At 65.0% G+C, this 17,072-nt stretch carries 34 protein-coding genes; 17 read left to right on the top strand and 17 right to left on the bottom strand.

Annotation, left to right across the window (positions count from 1 at the left end; genetic code table 11):
- Positions 1-231: 231 nt before the first annotated feature.
- The 15 genes from Q0632_RS11450 to Q0632_RS11380 all read right to left on the bottom strand — a co-directional run bounded on the left by Q0632_RS11450 (position 232) and on the right by Q0632_RS11380 (position 6,519).
- Positions 232-606, bottom strand: coding sequence for a hypothetical protein (locus tag Q0632_RS11450; protein WP_298929202.1), 375 nt, complete (start codon positions 604-606; stop codon positions 232-234).
- On the bottom strand, positions 603-1,364 hold the full coding sequence (locus Q0632_RS11445; protein ID WP_298929200.1) for a hypothetical protein: 762 nt from the start codon (positions 1,362-1,364) through the stop codon (positions 603-605). The genes Q0632_RS11450 and Q0632_RS11445 overlap by 4 nt, the downstream gene beginning before the upstream one ends.
- A gap of 50 nt (positions 1,365-1,414) precedes the next feature.
- Positions 1,415-1,588, bottom strand: a complete 174-nt coding sequence (locus Q0632_RS11440; RefSeq protein ID WP_298929198.1) for a hypothetical protein — start codon at positions 1,586-1,588, stop codon at positions 1,415-1,417.
- Positions 1,585-1,812 (bottom strand): hypothetical protein, encoded by a 228-nt coding sequence (locus Q0632_RS11435; RefSeq protein ID WP_298929196.1) that lies wholly within the window; start codon positions 1,810-1,812, stop codon positions 1,585-1,587. The genes Q0632_RS11440 and Q0632_RS11435 overlap by 4 nt, the downstream gene beginning before the upstream one ends.
- Positions 1,809-2,423, bottom strand: coding sequence for a recombination protein NinG (locus Q0632_RS11430; RefSeq protein WP_298929192.1), 615 nt, complete (start codon positions 2,421-2,423; stop codon positions 1,809-1,811). Before Q0632_RS11430 ends, Q0632_RS11435 begins: the two co-directional genes overlap by 4 nt.
- Positions 2,423-2,656 carry a response regulator transcription factor gene (locus Q0632_RS11425; protein WP_298929189.1) on the bottom strand — a complete coding sequence of 78 codons (234 nt, stop codon included), beginning with the start codon at positions 2,654-2,656 and terminating at the stop codon, positions 2,423-2,425. Before Q0632_RS11425 ends, Q0632_RS11430 begins: the two co-directional genes overlap by 1 nt.
- A gap of 79 nt (positions 2,657-2,735) precedes the next feature.
- Positions 2,736-3,083, bottom strand: coding sequence for a recombination protein NinB (locus tag Q0632_RS11420; RefSeq protein ID WP_298929186.1), 348 nt, complete (start codon positions 3,081-3,083; stop codon positions 2,736-2,738).
- Positions 3,080-3,517 carry a hypothetical protein gene (locus Q0632_RS11415; protein ID WP_298929183.1) on the bottom strand — a complete coding sequence of 146 codons (438 nt, stop codon included), beginning with the start codon at positions 3,515-3,517 and terminating at the stop codon, positions 3,080-3,082. Before Q0632_RS11415 ends, Q0632_RS11420 begins: the two co-directional genes overlap by 4 nt.
- Entirely contained in the window at positions 3,514-3,714 is a 201-nt protein-coding gene (locus tag Q0632_RS11410; RefSeq protein ID WP_298929180.1) for a hypothetical protein, read from the bottom strand. Before Q0632_RS11410 ends, Q0632_RS11415 begins: the two co-directional genes overlap by 4 nt.
- Positions 3,715-3,717: 3 nt before the next feature.
- On the bottom strand, positions 3,718-4,155 hold the full coding sequence (locus Q0632_RS11405) for a hypothetical protein (protein ID WP_298929177.1): 438 nt from the start codon (positions 4,153-4,155) through the stop codon (positions 3,718-3,720).
- 95 nt (positions 4,156-4,250) lie between these two features.
- Positions 4,251-4,712 carry a hypothetical protein gene (locus Q0632_RS11400; protein WP_298929174.1) on the bottom strand — a complete coding sequence of 154 codons (462 nt, stop codon included), beginning with the start codon at positions 4,710-4,712 and terminating at the stop codon, positions 4,251-4,253.
- The gene (locus tag Q0632_RS11395) at positions 4,687-5,517 is read right to left on the bottom strand and encodes a YdaU family protein (protein WP_298929171.1); all 831 of its coding nucleotides are present in this window, start codon (positions 5,515-5,517) and stop codon (positions 4,687-4,689) included. The genes Q0632_RS11400 and Q0632_RS11395 overlap by 26 nt, the downstream gene beginning before the upstream one ends.
- Positions 5,514-5,891: a hypothetical protein gene (locus tag Q0632_RS11390; protein WP_298929168.1), complete on the bottom strand. Its 378-nt coding sequence runs from the start codon at positions 5,889-5,891 to the stop codon at positions 5,514-5,516. Before Q0632_RS11390 ends, Q0632_RS11395 begins: the two co-directional genes overlap by 4 nt.
- Positions 5,888-6,043: a hypothetical protein gene (locus Q0632_RS11385; RefSeq protein WP_298929165.1), complete on the bottom strand. Its 156-nt coding sequence runs from the start codon at positions 6,041-6,043 to the stop codon at positions 5,888-5,890. Before Q0632_RS11385 ends, Q0632_RS11390 begins: the two co-directional genes overlap by 4 nt.
- On the bottom strand, positions 6,040-6,519 hold the full coding sequence (locus tag Q0632_RS11380) for a phage regulatory CII family protein (protein ID WP_298929163.1): 480 nt from the start codon (positions 6,517-6,519) through the stop codon (positions 6,040-6,042). The genes Q0632_RS11385 and Q0632_RS11380 overlap by 4 nt, the downstream gene beginning before the upstream one ends.
- A 136-nt stretch (positions 6,520-6,655) precedes the next feature.
- Between Q0632_RS11380 and Q0632_RS11375 the strand changes: the two genes are divergently transcribed.
- Positions 6,656-6,904: a hypothetical protein gene (locus Q0632_RS11375; protein ID WP_298929161.1), complete on the top strand. Its 249-nt coding sequence runs from the start codon at positions 6,656-6,658 to the stop codon at positions 6,902-6,904.
- Between the two features lie 23 nt (positions 6,905-6,927).
- Here Q0632_RS11375 and Q0632_RS11370 read toward each other — a convergent pair whose 3' ends face one another.
- Positions 6,928-7,203: a YdaS family helix-turn-helix protein gene (locus Q0632_RS11370; protein WP_298929159.1), complete on the bottom strand. Its 276-nt coding sequence runs from the start codon at positions 7,201-7,203 to the stop codon at positions 6,928-6,930.
- 89 nt (positions 7,204-7,292) lie between these two features.
- On the opposite strand from Q0632_RS11370, the gene Q0632_RS11365 reads away from it, so the two are divergent.
- Together Q0632_RS11365 and Q0632_RS11360 are read left to right on the top strand one after the other, a co-directional pair.
- Entirely contained in the window at positions 7,293-7,712 is a 420-nt protein-coding gene (locus Q0632_RS11365) for a helix-turn-helix transcriptional regulator (RefSeq protein ID WP_298929157.1), read from the top strand.
- A 14-nt stretch (positions 7,713-7,726) separates the two neighbouring features.
- On the top strand, positions 7,727-8,245 hold the full coding sequence (locus tag Q0632_RS11360; RefSeq protein ID WP_298929154.1) for a hypothetical protein: 519 nt from the start codon (positions 7,727-7,729) through the stop codon (positions 8,243-8,245).
- Positions 8,246-8,299: 54 nt separating this feature from the next.
- Here Q0632_RS11360 and Q0632_RS22375 read toward each other — a convergent pair whose 3' ends face one another.
- A complete protein-coding gene (locus tag Q0632_RS22375; protein WP_367181190.1) occupies positions 8,300-8,635 on the bottom strand; it encodes a helix-turn-helix domain-containing protein in 336 nt (111 codons plus the stop codon).
- A 347-nt stretch (positions 8,636-8,982) separates the two neighbouring features.
- Between Q0632_RS22375 and Q0632_RS11355 the strand changes: the two genes are divergently transcribed.
- From Q0632_RS11355 to Q0632_RS11290, 14 genes are all read left to right on the top strand, one after another.
- Entirely contained in the window at positions 8,983-9,291 is a 309-nt protein-coding gene (locus Q0632_RS11355; RefSeq protein WP_298929150.1) for a hypothetical protein, read from the top strand.
- A complete protein-coding gene (locus tag Q0632_RS11350) occupies positions 9,291-9,710 on the top strand; it encodes a hypothetical protein (protein WP_298929147.1) in 420 nt (139 codons plus the stop codon). The genes Q0632_RS11355 and Q0632_RS11350 overlap by 1 nt, the downstream gene beginning before the upstream one ends.
- Positions 9,707-9,958, top strand: a complete 252-nt coding sequence (locus Q0632_RS11345) for a hypothetical protein (protein WP_298929144.1) — start codon at positions 9,707-9,709, stop codon at positions 9,956-9,958. The genes Q0632_RS11350 and Q0632_RS11345 overlap by 4 nt, the downstream gene beginning before the upstream one ends.
- Positions 9,955-10,263, top strand: coding sequence for a hypothetical protein (locus Q0632_RS11340; protein ID WP_298929141.1), 309 nt, complete (start codon positions 9,955-9,957; stop codon positions 10,261-10,263). Before Q0632_RS11345 ends, Q0632_RS11340 begins: the two co-directional genes overlap by 4 nt.
- Positions 10,260-10,520, top strand: coding sequence for a hypothetical protein (locus tag Q0632_RS11335; RefSeq protein ID WP_298929136.1), 261 nt, complete (start codon positions 10,260-10,262; stop codon positions 10,518-10,520). The genes Q0632_RS11340 and Q0632_RS11335 overlap by 4 nt, the downstream gene beginning before the upstream one ends.
- A gap of 155 nt (positions 10,521-10,675) precedes the next feature.
- Positions 10,676-11,473, top strand: coding sequence for an ERF family protein (locus Q0632_RS11330; RefSeq protein ID WP_298929133.1), 798 nt, complete (start codon positions 10,676-10,678; stop codon positions 11,471-11,473).
- Positions 11,466-12,185: a hypothetical protein gene (locus Q0632_RS11325; RefSeq protein WP_298929130.1), complete on the top strand. Its 720-nt coding sequence runs from the start codon at positions 11,466-11,468 to the stop codon at positions 12,183-12,185. Before Q0632_RS11330 ends, Q0632_RS11325 begins: the two co-directional genes overlap by 8 nt.
- Before the next feature lie 7 nt (positions 12,186-12,192).
- Entirely contained in the window at positions 12,193-13,218 is a 1,026-nt protein-coding gene (locus Q0632_RS11320; RefSeq protein ID WP_298929127.1) for a DUF1351 domain-containing protein, read from the top strand.
- A gap of 70 nt (positions 13,219-13,288) precedes the next feature.
- The gene (locus Q0632_RS11315; protein WP_298929124.1) at positions 13,289-14,200 is read left to right on the top strand and encodes a DNA cytosine methyltransferase; all 912 of its coding nucleotides are present in this window, start codon (positions 13,289-13,291) and stop codon (positions 14,198-14,200) included.
- Positions 14,201-14,251: 51 nt separating this feature from the next.
- Positions 14,252-14,584 carry a DUF4326 domain-containing protein gene (locus Q0632_RS11310; RefSeq protein ID WP_298929121.1) on the top strand — a complete coding sequence of 111 codons (333 nt, stop codon included), beginning with the start codon at positions 14,252-14,254 and terminating at the stop codon, positions 14,582-14,584.
- Positions 14,577-15,164 carry a hypothetical protein gene (locus Q0632_RS11305; protein WP_298929118.1) on the top strand — a complete coding sequence of 196 codons (588 nt, stop codon included), beginning with the start codon at positions 14,577-14,579 and terminating at the stop codon, positions 15,162-15,164. Before Q0632_RS11310 ends, Q0632_RS11305 begins: the two co-directional genes overlap by 8 nt.
- Positions 15,161-15,898: a hypothetical protein gene (locus tag Q0632_RS11300; protein WP_298929115.1), complete on the top strand. Its 738-nt coding sequence runs from the start codon at positions 15,161-15,163 to the stop codon at positions 15,896-15,898. Before Q0632_RS11305 ends, Q0632_RS11300 begins: the two co-directional genes overlap by 4 nt.
- Positions 15,895-16,620 carry a hypothetical protein gene (locus Q0632_RS11295; protein WP_298929110.1) on the top strand — a complete coding sequence of 242 codons (726 nt, stop codon included), beginning with the start codon at positions 15,895-15,897 and terminating at the stop codon, positions 16,618-16,620. Before Q0632_RS11300 ends, Q0632_RS11295 begins: the two co-directional genes overlap by 4 nt.
- Entirely contained in the window at positions 16,613-17,026 is a 414-nt protein-coding gene (locus Q0632_RS11290; RefSeq protein ID WP_298929107.1) for a hypothetical protein, read from the top strand. Before Q0632_RS11295 ends, Q0632_RS11290 begins: the two co-directional genes overlap by 8 nt.
- Positions 17,027-17,072 lie beyond the last annotated feature (46 nt).

The raw sequence follows: 17,072 nt of genomic DNA, 5'->3' as shown, positions 1-17,072 counted from the left end.
CAATCCCTTGCCATCACCTGACCGGCTACTTCCACCGGAAACGAAAAAGCCCGCGCAGTGGCGGGCTTGGGATTCTTCAGGGCGAGTTCGTCTATCGCAGGTCGACCCGGAATTGCGCCGGCGTCTAGTGTTCGACAGGTTCTGCCCTCATAAGGCGGACACCGGCTCGCGGTGTTGGGCGCGATTGTGCCCCTGTCCGTCAAGCTCTGCAAGCCTTTTGTTGCTGTGCCGTCACGGCTTCTCCACCATGCTCTCGCTCCACCCGTAGGCCGCGCCCGTCTTCACGTCCTGAACGTCAATCGCTCCATTCCCGTGCACGTAGCAGATCTCTGCATCCGTCCAGGTCAGCCTCGCGGCCGTGTGGTACTGGCGGACGATGTCGCCCACCTTGAAGCGCGGCGCGGGCGGCGGCGGCTGCTCGGTCATGTCATCGATGCCCGCTGCGTGGATCGGCTCACGGTCCTCCGGCTTTCGGTCCCAGACCTGCATGCCGTCATAGCCGGAGGTGGTCAGCATGACGCCGTGGCGCTCGCACAGGGCGGCCAATTCAGTGATGAAGGCCAGCGCCTTGGGGGACGCTGGGCCGGTGAAAAGCTGTTGAGTCATGGCCCGATTTTCCTCGGCTTGTAGACGTTGTCCATGCTCTCCCGCGCCACCGCTGCAATGGCCTCGGCCACCTTGATGGACTGCTCCGGCTCGATCTCCCCGCGCAGCCTGTCGGCCATGGGGGTGACTTCGGCCCGGCCGTACATCAGGTTTCCGCGCTGGGCCTTGGCCTTGCCGGCGCAGGCCTTGAGCCAGCTCATGACCCGATCACCGCCGAGCGCCACGGCATAGACGCCGGACCCGTTGCAGGCCGGGCACTGCTTGCAGAGCGCCGGGGCATCCGGCAGTTTCATGTTGCCCAGGCCATCGCACACGGGGCACGCCGGGGCAAGGTAGCGGTACAGCGTGGGGCTCAGGAGGTCGGGGTCGACGTCCCGGCGGATGGCCCACTCGCCCATGATGGCCAGGGCGGCGCCACGGCTGGTCAGGGTCAGGTAGCACTCGCGCAGCGCCCGCGCGCGGCCCGCGATGGCCTGGGCCCGCGCGCGCTTCATGTCCAGCTTCCCCTTGCCATTGAGCCGGGGCAGCTGCTCCGCGATGGCGACGATCTCCTGCTCGCCCAGCTTCGGGGGCTTGTCCGCTGCGGCCCACTCTCCCACCAGGTGGATCAGGATGGATCCCATGCGGTTTCCCACCAGGCCGGCCGCGATCAGGTGGTCAGCCGGGCCCGTGCGGTCAGGATCGACGGTCAGGTCGCTGGCGTTGGTGGCCATGATGTACTGCTCATCGAGGCCTGGGCGGTCTGTGTTTTCCAGCATGGTGAGTCCCGTTTTGTTATAGCTGCTGTGCGTTCTTCGCTATGGTTTTGCTAGCGACTCCAGACCTTCGACCAGAAGCCGGCGAGGCCGGACCAGCGGCGGCCTGCAATCCACGCCAAGGTGGAGAGCGCAGTCCAGATGCAGGCCTGCAGCCTGTCGCCAGCGGCCATCCAGATGTTGGCGACGATCAAACAGGCCCAGAAGGCGGTATTGAGTTGGTTCACAGGTTGCCTTTCTCGGCCTCTTGGGCCAGTAGTTGTTCGGTCTCCGCAAGGAACATCGCCGCGAACTCCTGCTGCTGGCGCAGGATCGCGCGCGCCACCGCCATGTAGGCCCTATCGCAGGCGCGCTGCACCATCCGCAACACGATGCGGCTGCAAAAGCGGCGCATGAAGTGTTCTTGCTTGTTGCGCCCGTAGGCGCGGCGCTTGATCTGGCGCAGGTTCATGGCCGGCCTTCCTTGAGCGCCTTCAGCTTGGCGCGGTAGGTGACCTTCAGCTGCTCGAAGTCGTCTTGCGAGCGCATGGCGGGCGGGTGCGGCCCCTTGAGCGCAGCCAATCGATCGGCACCGATGCGGGCCAGCAAATTCACCTCATAAGCCTGGCTGACGGTGCGGGCCTTGTGCGAGAACTTGCCGCTTCCTGCATTGCAGGACTTGCATTGCTTGTGGCAGTTGTCCTCGTTGAAGGCCAGTTCTGGGTATGCCCCACGGCTCAGGAAGTGCCCGGCATCCCACTGCCCGCCCGGCTTCATCGGCGGGTTTACCGTGCCACAGGAGATGCACGGCAGGAACGCATCGCGGGCGCGCACCCACTTGTTGAACTCATCCTGCGCCTCTGCCTTGGACTTGCTCGGCTTCTTGATGGCCTCCTTGCGGGCGCGGGTTTCTGCCGCCTCCTGCTTTCGCTGGATGACAGGCACCTTCCTTGCGCAGACCATCCCGCAGACCCGCTGCATGGGGCGGGCAGGGACAAATGGCCCATGGCAAACCGCGCAGGGCTTGGTGGCCTGCATGACGGACTTGAAGGCCGTGCGGTTCATTGGGGTGCGGCGAAGCATCAGGGGCTGTCCTTGAATGGGCGGTGGTGCCGGTCCCAGTTCAGCGCCGCCTGCACCACGCTGTGCACTCCCATCTGCTCTCTGACGAGGTGCATGTGCTTTTCAACTGAGTGAAAGCTCAGACCCAGAACCCTGGCTGCGGTCTTAGCGCTGTTTCCAGCGACGATCAGCGCGATCACCTCGCACTGGCGGGCAGTCAGGCCCCAGGGGTTAGGGGTGGTGGGTTTGGTCATTGCTGCTCTCCAAGTGAGGTCTTCGACCAATTGACGCCCTTGTCCGCCCCAAAGGCGTGGCAAAGGTCAATCACTGCGGTCATTCCGCGATGGTCATGTCGCTGGTGTGGCGGCCTTTGGTTAGGCTGATGAAGCCAGTGCCGTCCATGTTGGGCACCAGCTCCTGGCCGTTCAGATGGCCGGTGATGAAGTCCTTCCAGCCTTCCGGGTCCAGCGTCTTTCCGAACCACTGGACTTGCTTGGACAAGTCGGTCAGGCAGGACCACATCAGGGCGTTCTGCTTGATGGAGCGTGTTTCACGGCGAACAACCAGAACCAGCCGATGGCCAGCGGCCAGCATGGACTTGGCCCAGGCCCAGGCTTGCAGGACGGCTTGGTAGCCTTGCTGCTGGTTCCACAGCGGCAACGTGATGCGGTCGTTGCTCATTCCCCGCACCCTTTCCCGATGGAGCCCTTGTCGCGTGCATCGGTGAATTCCTGCCACGGGACCCAACGCTTGGGGCAATGAAAGCCCCAGGTGCGCACCACAGGGCCAGTGATGAAGACGGTCCAGCACGGCTTGCAGATGCCTGAAACGAACGGGGCGGCGTCGAACAACTCAACCCGGTGCGGTGCGCGGCCCCAGCGAAACTTCCAATCCCCGGCCACGCGGACATGCTCATGGCGCACGCCGCCCGCCGCGATGGTGTGCTCCATGTACATGCCGTCGATCAGCCAAGAGGCATTGAAAAGCCACGGGTGGTCGTGCAGCGCCCTGTCGTCATCGCTGCGCAGGAACTCATGAACGTAGATGTTGAAGAAGCGGTTGCGCGGCAGCAGCCAGTGGCGGCGCAGGTACGGCGCGTCCTGCCCGCCGATCACAAAGTCTGGCTGGCGGCCACGGGCCCAACGAAGGATGCTGCGTGCGATTGCATTGCCTCGGTCAGCCGCGCCGGCAGATCCCCGAACATCGGGTCGAGCTTCGCCAGTTCCTGCGCTCGGTGCCATGCGTGCGCCTTCGCCCCCGGCATCCTCGCCATCCAGGCCAGATGCGCCAGCACCTCGGTGAGATAGTCCATTGGTCATCGCGCCCCCAGGCCAGAGAACACCGTGACCAGCGGCGCCCACGACACGCTGTTGCGCATCTTGCTGATGGTCTGCGGGCTCTTGTTGAAGCGCGCGGCCAGGGCCAGGCCGGTCTCGGCCGATTCCCGGACCGCCTTGGCGATGGCGAAGTTTTCCGGCGATTCCTCTGCCCAACGGCGGCGCACAGCAGCGCGGCGCCGGGGGTTGTTCTTCATGACGCCGGCCTGGCGGCACCATGCACCCCACTGCTTGGTGGTGCCGGTTTCGACATGCTCCGGGTTGACGCAGGTCTTGCAGCCGCAAGTCATCCAGGCGCGCCAGCCCTTGTGCATCGCAAGGCCGCCAATCAGCGCGGCGCCGCGCGGCCCACTTACCACGCGAGTTTTGCCGTAGCGGTGATCCCAGATCCACATGCGGGGGTGGCCGTCGCTCAATGCTCCGGTCCAGTGCCAGCAATCCGTGACCTCGTTCACATCGCAGCGGGCCTGCAGGTCAGCAGCCGTCTGCACGCCAGATCCTTTTGCGGGCATTACGCTGCCACTCCCTTGCGCGCCAGCGCCTCTTGCGCCATCTTGAGCGGCAGCGCGTTGACCTTCATGCCCGCATCCTTCTTCGCCACGATGCGGCGGGCCCAGTCCAGGTTCGCATTGCCACCAACAGCCCGAGCGGCCGCAATCAACGGGCGCAGCTTTTCCAGTTCGCTGCGGATGCGGGCCGGGTCGGCCGGCGGCGCCGGCAGTGCCACCGTGTCGGTCGTGGGCGCCTTGCGGCACAGGTTGCGGAACTCGATGGCGTTGGGCGCGCGCTCGGGCAGGTTCTCCAGCGCCCAGGCCACATCCGCCAGCCGGGTGGTGTAGCCGGACAGCTCGTGCGCCCAGGAGGTCTTGATGGCGTTGCTGTCCAGGCCCTCGTACAGGTCCAGGAACTGACGGCCATAGGTGGCGGTCAGGCGGGTAAACAGCCGGTCAACGGCTTGCAAGGGCAACGACATTGCCAGCTCCTTCGTCGATGGTGATGGGATGCGCCGGGGCGCCGGGGGCCTGTCGGGCAATGCCGGGCGCCAGGTCAGCGACCCGCTCGCGCCGGTTGCGCTGCCACGCCGTTTCCCCGGTCTGCTGCGGCCGGCCGCGTTCCTCGGGCTTGAGCCAATCGGCAAACAGGCCCTGCGATCCGCGCAGGCACCAGACCCGCAGGAATTGCTCCAAGGTGAGGAAGGCAAGCGCCGCCTGCTCCCGCGCGCCAGCAACAACCGTCTCCGAGACGTTGGCCTTCTTGCGTTTGCGCAGGTCCAGCCAGTCGGTCCAGGTCTGCTGCTCAACGTCATCGGGGCATGACAGGGGCGATGAGCGCTTGTCGCTCTTACCTACTTTGGCAGAAGTAGGTATCTGGCTTTGGCTTTGGGTAGCTTTCGAGCTGGGTTCGCTCTGGGTTTCCGCTGGGTTATTTTTAGAAACCGGCTGGGTTTCGTCTGGGTTCTGTTTCTTGGGCCTTCCGCCCTTCTTCCCGTTCGCCCTGGCGGCCTCGATCAGAGGCAGAGCTTTGGCGATCACCTCGTCGGCCTTGCTCTGCGTGTAGCCCTCGTGTGAGAGGGACCAGAAGCGAGCCAGGACATGATCTACGTCAGTCCGCTCCTGCTTGTTCATGGCGCGGCAGATGCTGTAAACCTCATCGGGCGCGATGGGTTGCTCGGTGGAAAAGTAGTGATCCAGCAAGCGGTCGTAGGCGCCCATTCGTGACATGGAAAGCCCGCCAGTTTTGGCCGTAATATCGCCAATAAAACGCTTGTAGAAGTTCACGCCCGCACCGCCTCCAGGATCTCGCAGCCGTCGTGCGTCATCGTGGCGCCGTCGTCGGCCTTCTTGATGCGCACCAGGCCGGCCCGGATAAGTTCAAGGCGGCGGCGGTCGATCTGGACAACGCTCAGGCCGGTGAAGTCGAAAAGCCGCTTCGGGCTCATCGGCCCGTGCTGCTGCAGCGCAAGCAGGATGCGGCCGGCGTGGCTGGTGGCGAAGTGCACCGTGCGCCGTGCTGCTGCCTTGCTGGTCTCAGGGTCGCTGTTGCGGGCCTTGTGGTCGGCGTCGAAGTTGGTCGACAGCTGGGCCACTGTTTCAGGGTGTGGCTGGGCTGTTTGGGCGCGGCTGGGCGCGGCGGCGTGGGCGGCGGCGGTCATACCGTCCCCAGGGGCTTGCCCACCAGCCGCGCCCGCTTGTCTGCATCCTTCTGCGCCTGTGCGCCGCTCGGGATGCTGATGGAGCCGCGGTGGCTGGTCGGCGTTGTCATGGGGAAGGCGCGCCAGTTGCGGGGCTTGGGGTGCTTGCTCATGCGACCCTCTGCAGCTTGGCCTTGCCGGCGTCGTGCTTGGCGCGGATGTTGGCGATCATTCGCTGGCCGGCGGCGATGTGCTCACCCCAGGCGCGCTCGATGCGCTGCACCTCATTGGCCGAAAACTCGCCGTCCACAGAATCAGCGCTGATCTCCTGGATCACCTCACCGAACTCGCGCACGGTGTCGCCCAGGTCCTGCATGGTCCCGTTGCCTTCGACCTTCAGGGTTTCAGGCAGCGGGAACACCATGCAGCCGGCCTCGGAGGCGAAGGCATTGAGGATGCGCAGGTCCTTGCTGCGCAGGGTCATCTTCACGGCAGTGCGCAGGCCCAGGACCGCGCCGCCGGTCTCGCTCAGCTGGTGGGCGAACGTCGTGCCGTTCTTGTCGATGTCGGCGGCCAAGGCCTTTGCGCCACTGCCGCCGGCGCCCTTGTAATCCTCGGCCACGTTCTGCGCTGCTGTTTGGACATCCATAGCGAGACTCCTCAATAGTTGTGAAAGACAGGCGGGGGTTCAGCCTGCAAACTGCTTGGCATGAACTCGAAAAGGCGCCCGCCCTCCCCGACTTACGATGGAGGTCTTCACACGACCATCAGCGGAAGGGGCAGACATGGAAAAGGAAGAATTGCCTTTGGCACCAGTCACAGGCTGGGAGCTGGCGCCGATCAGCGCGTATGGGGTTGTCATGTGCCGGCTTTCGTATCTGACGCACCAGACGCAGCGCGTGGAAGACGCCCACCAGTCGCCGCGATATGCCCTGACGTTGCAACAGGCCCGAGAGCTGATCGAGGCACTGCAAAAACAGGTGCGGTATCTGGAGTCCGGACCACAAGAGGGGACGGGCATGCCGAAGCACTGACCATGAAGGGCCAAGGGCGGGCTTCAGCCATGTGCGGCCTGCCCTTCGACCTGCGCGGGGGCAGGCTCGGGCGCGCCGTCGGTGCCGATCAGTTCGGGCCAGATCAGGTGCCAGTCCGCCGGCCGGAAGTGCCAGCGGCGGTATTCGCCCTTGCACTCAGCCTCGACGCCCGCGCAGTACGGGATGGGAATGCCCTTGGTGGGCCATTCGTTGATGGTCTGCCGAGAGAGCGCCAGGCGGCGGCCAAGCCGTGCCTGGAACCCGTCGCGGCGCTCGAATAGGACATTCCATGAGGTCATCTGTGCAGTATGGTTCAACCGGACATTTAATGTCAAGTTGTGCCATACAACCGTTTTTTCATTTGGCCGAGCCTGCTTATGCTCCCCGAATGGCAACTGCCGACTCACAGCTGTCAAACGACACCACGCAAAACAAGAAGCTCGGCTTTGGCGCCAGGCTGAAAGAGGCGCGGGAGGCCGCTGGGCTGTCCGGGACCGCCTTGGGCACGGACCTTGGTGAAACGGCCGGCAAGCACGCTTCCCGCCAGACCATCTCGGACTGGGAATCGGAGCGCCACTTCCCATCCGTTCGCCAGCTCTACCTCTTATGCCTAAAACTTGGAAAGAGCGCGGACGAGCTGCTGTTTGGGTCTAAAGACCCGTTCGGCAATGCGCGGGTCGTCGCCGCAGCCAAAGCGGTGGGCCAGCTGGACGAGCAGCAGCGCGCCGACCTGCTTGCCTTGCTGATGCGGCCAGTGCCACGGGTTCTTCACGATCCGGGCAGCAACCGCAAGCCGGTCAAACAGTAGAGGTAGGAATGGCCATGCTCATTCGCTCAATCGCCGCCACTGTCACCGTGGCGGCCGTCGCCGGCGCCGCTGTGGCCGGCCCACTGGATGACTTCAAGCCAATCCTCCAGCGTTGCAAGACGGCATTCGAGTCGCAATCCCTTGAGCGCGTTTTCTACAATGAGCGCGTGAAAGCATGGGTCAAGGTGGTCTCAGCCCCGAGCGAACTATCCTATGACGTCCGCAAAACAGACTCCCTCGTGTCACCATTTTCAGCATTTGTGCAGATCATTGAGGTAACGGCGAACAGCCGAGCGGAAACCGAAAGCGAGGCCGGCGCGCTCAAGGTTGACATTGCTGAGCGTTCGACACGCTTCACCAGCCGTATTGAGTACCGGTTTCAAGAGGGAAAGTGGGTTACGACAGGAGGGACCGGAAAGGGCGAGTTCAAAGCCAGCGCCAATACCGGCTACGACAAGCCAACCATCTTCCCGTTGGACAAAGACAGCTTCGCCCCCAATAGGGGCCCAATCGCCGCTTGCTCTGCGCCCTAGCTCGCCAACTCAACCCGCTGCGGCGGGTTTTTTGTTGCCCAAATGGATGGGCTATCACGGCCCAGGTACACCGCGCCGGGCGAACAACGCCCACATCATCAGGCACCTGTCTCGCAAGGCCGGCGGCATCACGTCGAAGTACTGCCGCACGCCCACCGCCAGGTCAATGTCCCCAATGCCAAAAATCAGGTAGTCCGTGGACACCCCGTAGAGGGTGGCCAGTTCCCCCAATCGCACCGCGCTGATGCTGGCTCTTCCAGCTTCCCAGCCGGACACCGCTTGATGACTCACTCTGCACTCGGTTGCTACTTCAGTTTGCGAAAGGCGATTTTCTAGTCTGGCTAGGCGCAGGCGTACACCCAATGCCCTGCGCTTGGCTCTTTGGGGCATGAGTAGGACTGTATCCCGGCCGGCTTACGGCCATCGTCAGCCTGCAACTGAGGCTTGCAACGGCGTAAAAACACGATGCCCGCGTTGCAAGTGTCCATTGCAGAGCGCCGGCGCCTCCCACAAACGGGGGTTGGGGTTACCGCCAGTAACACTACTCACTTGTGATGAGGAAATGTCGCCGCTCGCAGCGCGTGGCGACACTGGAGCTTCCTTATTCAGTTTTGTCCGGTTGCGCCGTACAACTTCATGAAAACTTGTTCTAAGCCGAATGTATGGTTTAACTTGACGCTATTGTCTTGTTGAACCAGACTCCCCTCCAAGCCCAATCCCGGGCGCTTGGAGGAAAGATGGCACACAGCGAAGCGACCAGCGGCCAGCCAGGCCCTGTTTACTGCCCCGACGAGTCCGGCCGCATCCAGTGGTCGCAGCCGAACTCGAATACGGTTGAGAACTGGACGACCTTCGGGGGCGGCACTCTCTACTTCGACGGCCTGCGCATCAGCCGCCACGACAAGATCGACCGGTCCATCGACTCGCGGTACACCGAACTCATTGTGATGGGCGCGGCAGCGGCGTTGATGGCAGAAGCTGGCGTGGGCCGCCGCCTCCACAAGGCCGTCACTGACGACTTCGGCTCCCTGGTGGTGGTGCAGTGATGGCCGCGCAGCACACGCCGGCTCCGTGGCGCGTTGAGGCCGACAGCCTTGTTGCCGGCGACCCTGCCGGCTTCTCCATCGTCGGCGGTTGCGGCTGCTGCGGTAGCCCGCGGATCAACGGTGAAGGCGAAGGGGTTGATCAGGCAAACGCCCTGCTGATCGCGGCGGCGCCGGACCTGCTGGCCGCCCTGCAGATCGTCATCGAGCAATGCCATCGTGAAGGCTGCGATGCGCCGGTCGAGGTCGTCGCTGCCATCGCCAAGGCAACCGGGAGCGCAAACCCGCATCCCTCGGGCTCCATGCGGGAGGGCTGGCAGCGCGGCTATGAGGGCCGCCCCATGCTGGCCGCCAAGGGCAGCGACTACGCCCGCGCCTACGCCGACGGCCAGCGTGCCAAGGCCACCGGAGCCGCAGCGTGAGCCCCGCCGACCTCGCCCTGGCGGGCCTGTGCCAGGAAGCCGCTGACGGCATCGGCATCCCGCATGGCCGTCCTTGCGTCGCCAAGGGCAACCACAGAATCGCTCAAAACGACGAGCCGGAGCCCGGCCGCCACCTTGCCATCGTCCGCAAGGCCATTGCTGCGCGATCGCATGAGCAGTCCGCCATTGCCGCCCACCACGCCGAAGAACGGGCGGCGGGGCTGGATTCCTCGCCGAGGTTCGCATGAGCGCCAGCCCTTCTTACGGCGCCACGGTGCGCGCGGCCGGCGGCAGCTGGGACAACGACGTCATCACCTTGACGCCCGACGCGCTGATCCGCCTGTCTGCCGCATTGCAGCGGCCGGCGAATGACCGGGCATGGCTTGCCGCCTCGCGCTTCAACTGCCTCGCCATCGACCGGCCCGCGCTGCCCGAGCGCGCCGCCTTTGCCAGCAATGCCGACTACCTCAAGGCCTGCGAACAGATCGCGGACGAGACCATGGGCCGCGCCCTTGCCCAGTACGAAAGCGCCCGGAAGGCGAGGCGCGCATGAGCCTGCACCTCATCCCCAACAACGCCCCGCCCTGCGTCCCGCCGCCGGTCACGGAAGAGGGCTTCCGCCGCGTCGAGTTCGAGCAGCGCCGGCCCATGCCCATCCAGTTTGCGGAGAGCGAGCCGGAGCCCTACGAGGGCGAGCCCTGGGCATGGATCGACGCGCAGCTCTCCAAGGTGATCTACGCCTGCCTCGCCATGGCCATTTTTGTGACGGCCTGCGCGATTGCGGGATACCTCTGGGCGAGGCTCGGATGATCGCCCGCCGCCCCTCCCTCCCCTGCATCACAGACAGCCCGAAGGCCGCTTTCCTCAATGGATGGTGGTCTGGCATTGGCGTGGGCGCCGTCATTGGCTTCGGCGCGGCCGTGGCCCTGTTTGTCCGCTGACCTCTCAACTTGAAGGAGAAACCCGTGAGCAATGAAGCTGTCCTAGACCTCGTGCCGGTCGCCGAGCGCCCCGCCGCCCCACAACCCTCCGCCGCGCTGGCCCTGCCGCAAAACTCGCCCGCCGGGATGATGCTGGCAGCCATGGCCCAGGGCGCCAGCCTGGAGCAGGTCGAAAAGATGATGGACCTGCAGGACCGCTGGGAGAAGCGCGAAGCCGAGAAGGCTTTCAACCAGGCCATGGCCGACTTCAAGGGCGAGGCCGTGGAGATCATCAAGCGCAAGCAGGTGGACTACCCGTCCAGCAAGGGCGGCCGGGTGAACTACAAGCACGCCGAGCTGGCCGACGTGATCGACGCCGCCGCGCCGGCCCTGTCAAAGCACGGCTTCAGCTGGTCCTGGAAGGCCAAGCAGGACAGGGGCTTTATCGAGGTCGCCTGCATCCTGAAGCACAAGCAGGGCCACAGCGAGAGCGTCACCCTGACCGGGCCCTACGACGATAGCGGCGGTAAGAACGCCATCCAGGCCATCATCAGCGCGAAGACGTACCTGGAGCGCCACACGCTCAAGGCGGTCTGCGGCTTGGCCGAGAAGTCCGAAGACGACGACGGCGCAGGCGCCGGAAATCCCGCCCAAACGACCGCCCAGGACGAGGCCCGGGAAACCGAGCTGCAGGCCGGGCGCGAAGCGGCAATGAAAGGGATGGAAGCCCTGCTGGCCTGGTGGGGCAACCTGGACGGCAAGGCGCGCGGCAAGCTCCAGCGCGACTACCCCGGCCTGCGCAAGGCGGCCGAGACCGCGGACACGGGGGCGGCCGGTGGATGAGCTTCTCTTTCGCTGCAGCTCCATCGGCAAGCTGATGACCGAGCCGCGCAGCAAGTCCGAGGGCCCGCTGTCGGCCGGCGCCAAGACCCATGTGCGCGAGCTGGCCGCCCAGGCGATCTTTGGCGTGGATTTCACGTTCTCCAGCAAGGAGACCGAGAAGGGCATCCAGTGTGAAGACGACTCCATCGCCTTGCTGAACCAGGTGCGCGGCCTGTCTCTGGTCAAGAACACCGAGCGCCGCGCCAACGGCCTGTGGACGGGCGAGTGCGACCTGTTTAACGCGCCCGGCCGCCGTGGCCATGACCTGAAGACTTCCTGGTCGGTCAAGACGTTCCCGATCTGCACCGAGGCATGCGAGGACAAGCTCTACGAATGGCAGATGCGCGGCTACATGGCCCTGTGGGATGCCGACGAGTGGAGCGTCGACTACTGCCTGGTCAACACGCCCGAGCACCTGATCGGCTATGAGCCGCAAACGCTGCACTACGTCGACCACATCCCCGCCCACCAGCGCATCACCAGCTGGGCCCTGCGCCGTGATGCCTCCCTTGAGGCCGCAATGGCAGAGAAGGTGCGCCTGGCGCGCGGCTACTTCCGCGAAGTGATCGAGGAATTCGACCGCACCCACCGCGCTGGCGAACCGTTGCCCATCCCCAGCGCAGCGCCGCGCGTCTTCGTGGCGCCTGCCGCCCTCCCTGAATCCATTTTCTGAGGCACCCATGACCACCGAACTGATCGACACCGCCGAAGTCCGCGACGGCAAAGCCATCGTCACCTACAGCCGCACCGAAGCCGCTCTGGCTGACCTGCGCGACAAGTACGCCGGCGCGACCTATGACCTGACCACCACGGCCGGCGACAAGGCCGCGCGCGCCGGCCGGCTGGAGCTGAAAACCCTGCGCACCTCCCTGGAGGACAAGCGCAAGGAACTGAAAGCGCCCGCGCTGGAGTTCGGCAAGAAGATCGACAGCGAGGCCGCGCGCCTGACCGCCGAGATCATGGCTCTGGAGCAGCCCATCGACAACCAGATCAAGGCTGACGAAATCCGCCGCGAGAACGAACGCCGCGCCAAGGAGGAAGCGGAGGCCGCCCGCCGCAAGGTCCACACCGACGCCATCGCCAAGATTGCCGGCTACGTGGCCCTGGCGACCGACCTGCAGGCCGAGCGCATTGCAAACGGCATCGGCTACCTGGAAGGCCTCGATCTGGCCGGCTTCGAGGAATACCAGACGGAGGCTACCGAGGCCCGCGCGCGGACCATTGAAGCGCTGCGCGCCCTGCATGCGAAGGCTGTCGCGCGCGAGGATGAAGCAGCCCGCCTGGAGGTTGAGCGCGCCGAGCAGGCCCGCGTGGCCGCAGAGCAGGCCGAAACAGCGCGCAAGCTGAAGGCGCAACAGGACGACCTCGACCGCCAGCGCGCCGAGCTTGCCGCCCAGCAGGCTGCAGCCACGCCGGCGCCCGTCGCAGCCACCCCGCCCCCGCCTGCCCCAGCCGCCGCCCCTGTCGTGGTCCCCATGGCCCGCAAGCCCGCCGCCGCGCCAGCCGCTGAAGCGCCGCCCATCCGCCTGGGCCTGATCAGCGAGCGCCTGGGCTTCACCGTCACCGCCGACTTCCTGCACCTGCTCGGCTTCGATCCCGTCGCCACCGAGAAGGCCGCAAAGCTGTACCGCGCTGCCGACTTCCCTCTGATCTGCGCCGCCCTGGTGGACCACATCCAGCAGGTTCAAGAACGGGCAGCCGCCTGAAATGCACCCCACCCCCAGCCAGTTAGAGGCTGAACAACTCATTACAGCGGCCTAGAGAGGCTGGAACAACATGAACGCAGTTGATCTTTTTGCGGGTGCTGGCGGCTTTTCCACGGGGGCGAAGCAGGCCGGGTGCAATGTCGTCTGGGCGGGCAACCACTGGCCCGAGGCGGTGGAAATCCACAGGCAGAACCACCCGGAGGCCATCCATGCCTGCCAGGACTTGCAGCAGACCGACTGGCGCGACGTTCCGGCCCATGACCTCCTGCTGGCTTCCCCGGCCTGCCAGGGCCACAGCAACGCCCGCGGCAAGGAAAAGCCCCATCACGACGCCCTGCGCAGCACCGCCTGGGCAGTGGTGACGGCTGCGGAATGCCACCGCCCGCCCGTCATCGTGGTGGAGAACGTCAAGCAGTTCGCCACCAAGTGGGTCCTGTACCCGGCATGGTGCGCGGCGATGACGGCGCTGGGCTATGCCATTTCGCCCAACGTGATCGACTCGGCTGACCACGGCGTACCTCAGGAGCGCAAGCGCCTGTTTATCGTGCTGACGCGCAGCAAGCACCCGCTGGAGCTGAAGCTGTCCCGCTGCCCGCATGTTGCCGCCCGCAGCGTCATCGACTTCGACGGCGGAACGTGGTCCCGGGTGGCGGACAAGGTGCCAGCAACGCGGGCCCGGGTGCTGCGCGGCCGGCGCGAGCTGGGAGCCAGGTTCGTGATGCCCTACTACGGCGGCGGCTCCGGCCTCACCGGGCGCAGCCTGGACCGGCCCATCGGGACTATCACCACAAAGAACCGCTGGGGCATCGTTGACGGCGACCGGATGCGCATGGCCAGCCGGGAGGAAAACCGCGCCTTCATGGGCTTTGACGCCGACGCCATCCTGCCCGAAGACGTGACCACTGCGACTTTCATGCTGGGCAATGCAGTCGTGCCCAAGGTCGCCAAGGACCTGATCACTTTCATCCGGGAAGCCGCATGACCCCCTCCCTCCATCAGGGCGGTCGAATCAACTGTTCTATCAAGGAAAACCATGCCTGAACGTATTCAGCTTTCACGGGCGAAGGGTTGGAAGATGCCGCCCAACACCGTGAAGGTGGACCGCACCACGCGCTACGGCAACCCGTTCAAGGTGACGGAGGACCGCACCGAATCCGACTGCGCGATGGCCTTTCACACATGGCTCACGGTCGATACGTGCACGGCCGGAATTCGTGAACAAAAGGACGCGTTGCTGGCCGCGCTGCCTGATCTTCGCGGCAAGAACCTCGCCTGCTGGTGCAAGCCTGGCAAGTTCTGCCACGCGGACGTGCTGCTGGAGCTGGCGAATCCCATCCCCACCACCCAGGACCACTTCCATGAATGAACAAGCCGACAAACTGCACGCCGCAATCATGAATCTGCGCGGCAACGCATCCTTCGGCGGTGCGCCCCACTCACCCGAGCACCGTGCATACAGGATCGGCCACCGTGACGCCCGCCACGCTGCCGCCGAATTGGTCAGCGCCTCACTCTCCGCTTCTCCTGCCAGCAATGCAGGGGGAGCGAGTGTGGAAACGGTGATGGCGCTGCACAAAGCCGTGCGCGTGGCCGTCACAGCGCAGTGCATCGACCCGAGCGAGGCGAACATCGCCAAACTGGCGGACGCTGAAAACGCTCTCCGCGCCGAAGTCTCCAGGCTGGCTGCATCTACTCCCTCAGAACAGGGGTGGCAGACCATCGATTCAGCGCCGAAGGATGGTCTTCCGCTGCGCCTGTTCTGCGAAGCCTTCATTGACCCCGACTTCAACCCTGGCGGCTCGGTCGAGGGGCAATGGTGCGACGACCTCGGCTGGGTCGGCGCGGTCTGGAATCCAGAGCAGGACGTTTGGGACACGAACCAGATCGTGCCGACACATTGGCAACCCATTCCCAGCGCCCCAGTCGCCCATCAGGAGAACACATGACCACCAGCAACAGCGGAGAAGATGACCGCGCAGCGTTTGAAGCGTGGGCCCTCCAAGAATTTTCTATTGGCTATCCAGCCGAAGACGCCATTCTGCTCAACCGGTCGGGTGATGGCTACGACGACTCGGAAGTGGATGGCGCGTGGCGCGGCCTACTCTACGCTCGCCGCGCTGCAGTGCCGAGCGTGCAGGCGGCAAGCGAGGTGCTGGTGGACACAGGCTCGTCTGAGCTGAGTCTGCTGTGGAATACGCTGCGCTTTTTCGCCAGTGAAACCAGTTATCAAGGCGAGCGCACAGGCGGCGTCCTGCAAGGGTGCCCGCGTGGCGCACCGCCGTCAGACGCTGAGCTGGCACTGTACGGCCGCAGGGGCTGGGAAGCTCTACATCGCGTGTTGGGTCGTGAGCCGGAAGACTGGCTACTCGGCGGCGCAACGGCCCCCCTCGCCGCTCCTGGCGCTGCTGTAGCGGCAGAGCTGCCGAAGGAACTGCCTGACGATGAGGAAACCCGCTTCATCCTGGGCTTCATGTGCTTCCAGGCAATCCCCATCGTGCAGGTGTTCCGGGCGGCTGGCCACGAAATCGCCACGAAGGCCGAAGCCGAACAGGCGTTCGTGATGCGCAGGATGCTGAACTGCTACCTCGCCCACGGCACGGACTGGCGCAAGGCATTTATTGCCGAACTGGACGCAGCCCGCGCTGCCGCCCCTTCGGGTGGTGCTGGGGAGGCAGCATGAGCGAAGACCGATGCGGCGGCTGCGAGCTGCGCGACAACGACAGCCAGCGATGCCTTGACTGCCCGGACCGCGCAGCCGGTGAAGCGCCAGCAGTGGTGCAGCCGATTGTTCGCCTTGGCGACGCAGGGATGCCGCCGCCTGTCTGGGATGGGCCAGCCGTCGCAGCACCAGCACAAGAGGCGAGCCTGCGTAATGCAATCCTGGTGGATTGGAAAATGGAGCCAGTCAAGCCGGAGGAAGCGCTGGCGCTGATGGACGCCATCGACGCCGAGTACGAAAAGACCAAAGGCAAGCCAGCGCCCGACGCTGAGATGGCCCGGTCCATGAGCAAGGTGCAGATGATGCTGTTCAGCCTGTGGGCAGCGCAGCGCGAGACCATCCGTGCCGCCCTTGCTGCCCTTGCTGCGCCACCAGCACCAGCAGGGGAGGCGGTGCGGTGGCTGCAGCCCGATGACCTCGCCGCCCTGCGCCGGTTCTATGAGACCTGCGAGGACAACCAGCCCTATGACGTTGACGCCGACCAGATGAAGCGGCTGGCCGAACTGGGTGCGGCGAATTTCGAGGGGCGCAGCCGCTACAGCGTCACGGCCTTCGGCGGATGGCTGCTGGACCTGCTGCCGGAAGACTGGCCCAGGCTGCCGCTCAAGACGCACGCCGACCACGACGCCTACTCACGCGAACAGTTCGCCGCCCTCTCCACCAACAAGGACGGCCATGACTGAAACACAAGAGGCGAAGCCTTACCCGGACCTCCTTCCCTGCCCGTTCTGCGGCAACTCACACGCCCTCAGCATTGAGGCGGCCAGCGCCTTGTTCTGGGATGAGGATGACGGCCCCTACCCACACACGGAAAGCTACGCCGTGATCTGCGATGCCCACAAGCCCGCAGGCCCGGGCGGCTGCGGCGGCCAAAGCGGCTTCAAGGCAACCGAGGAATTGGCAGTCGCGGAATGGAATCGCCGCCCTGACGCTACCGTAGCTCTGCGGGCTGCGGCTCCCGATGAAGACGCCATTGAGGCTTTGGTGCAAATCGCCCTGTATGGCGACCGGGGCAACTCACGCGGCATCCGTGCGCAGATCAAGGAAACTCTCGCCGCTATCAGCCAGTCCTCTGGCAAGGAGGGGTGAGCCGTGGCTGAAATGTTGCTGCAGCCCCGATTTGTCCGGCACAAGG

This window comes from uncultured Ramlibacter sp. (assembly GCF_936925435.1).
GTDB lineage: Bacteria > Pseudomonadota > Gammaproteobacteria > Burkholderiales > Burkholderiaceae_C > Ramlibacter.
Note: the sequence above shows the minus strand (reverse complement) of the source record. Positions and strands in the feature narration are given on the sequence as shown.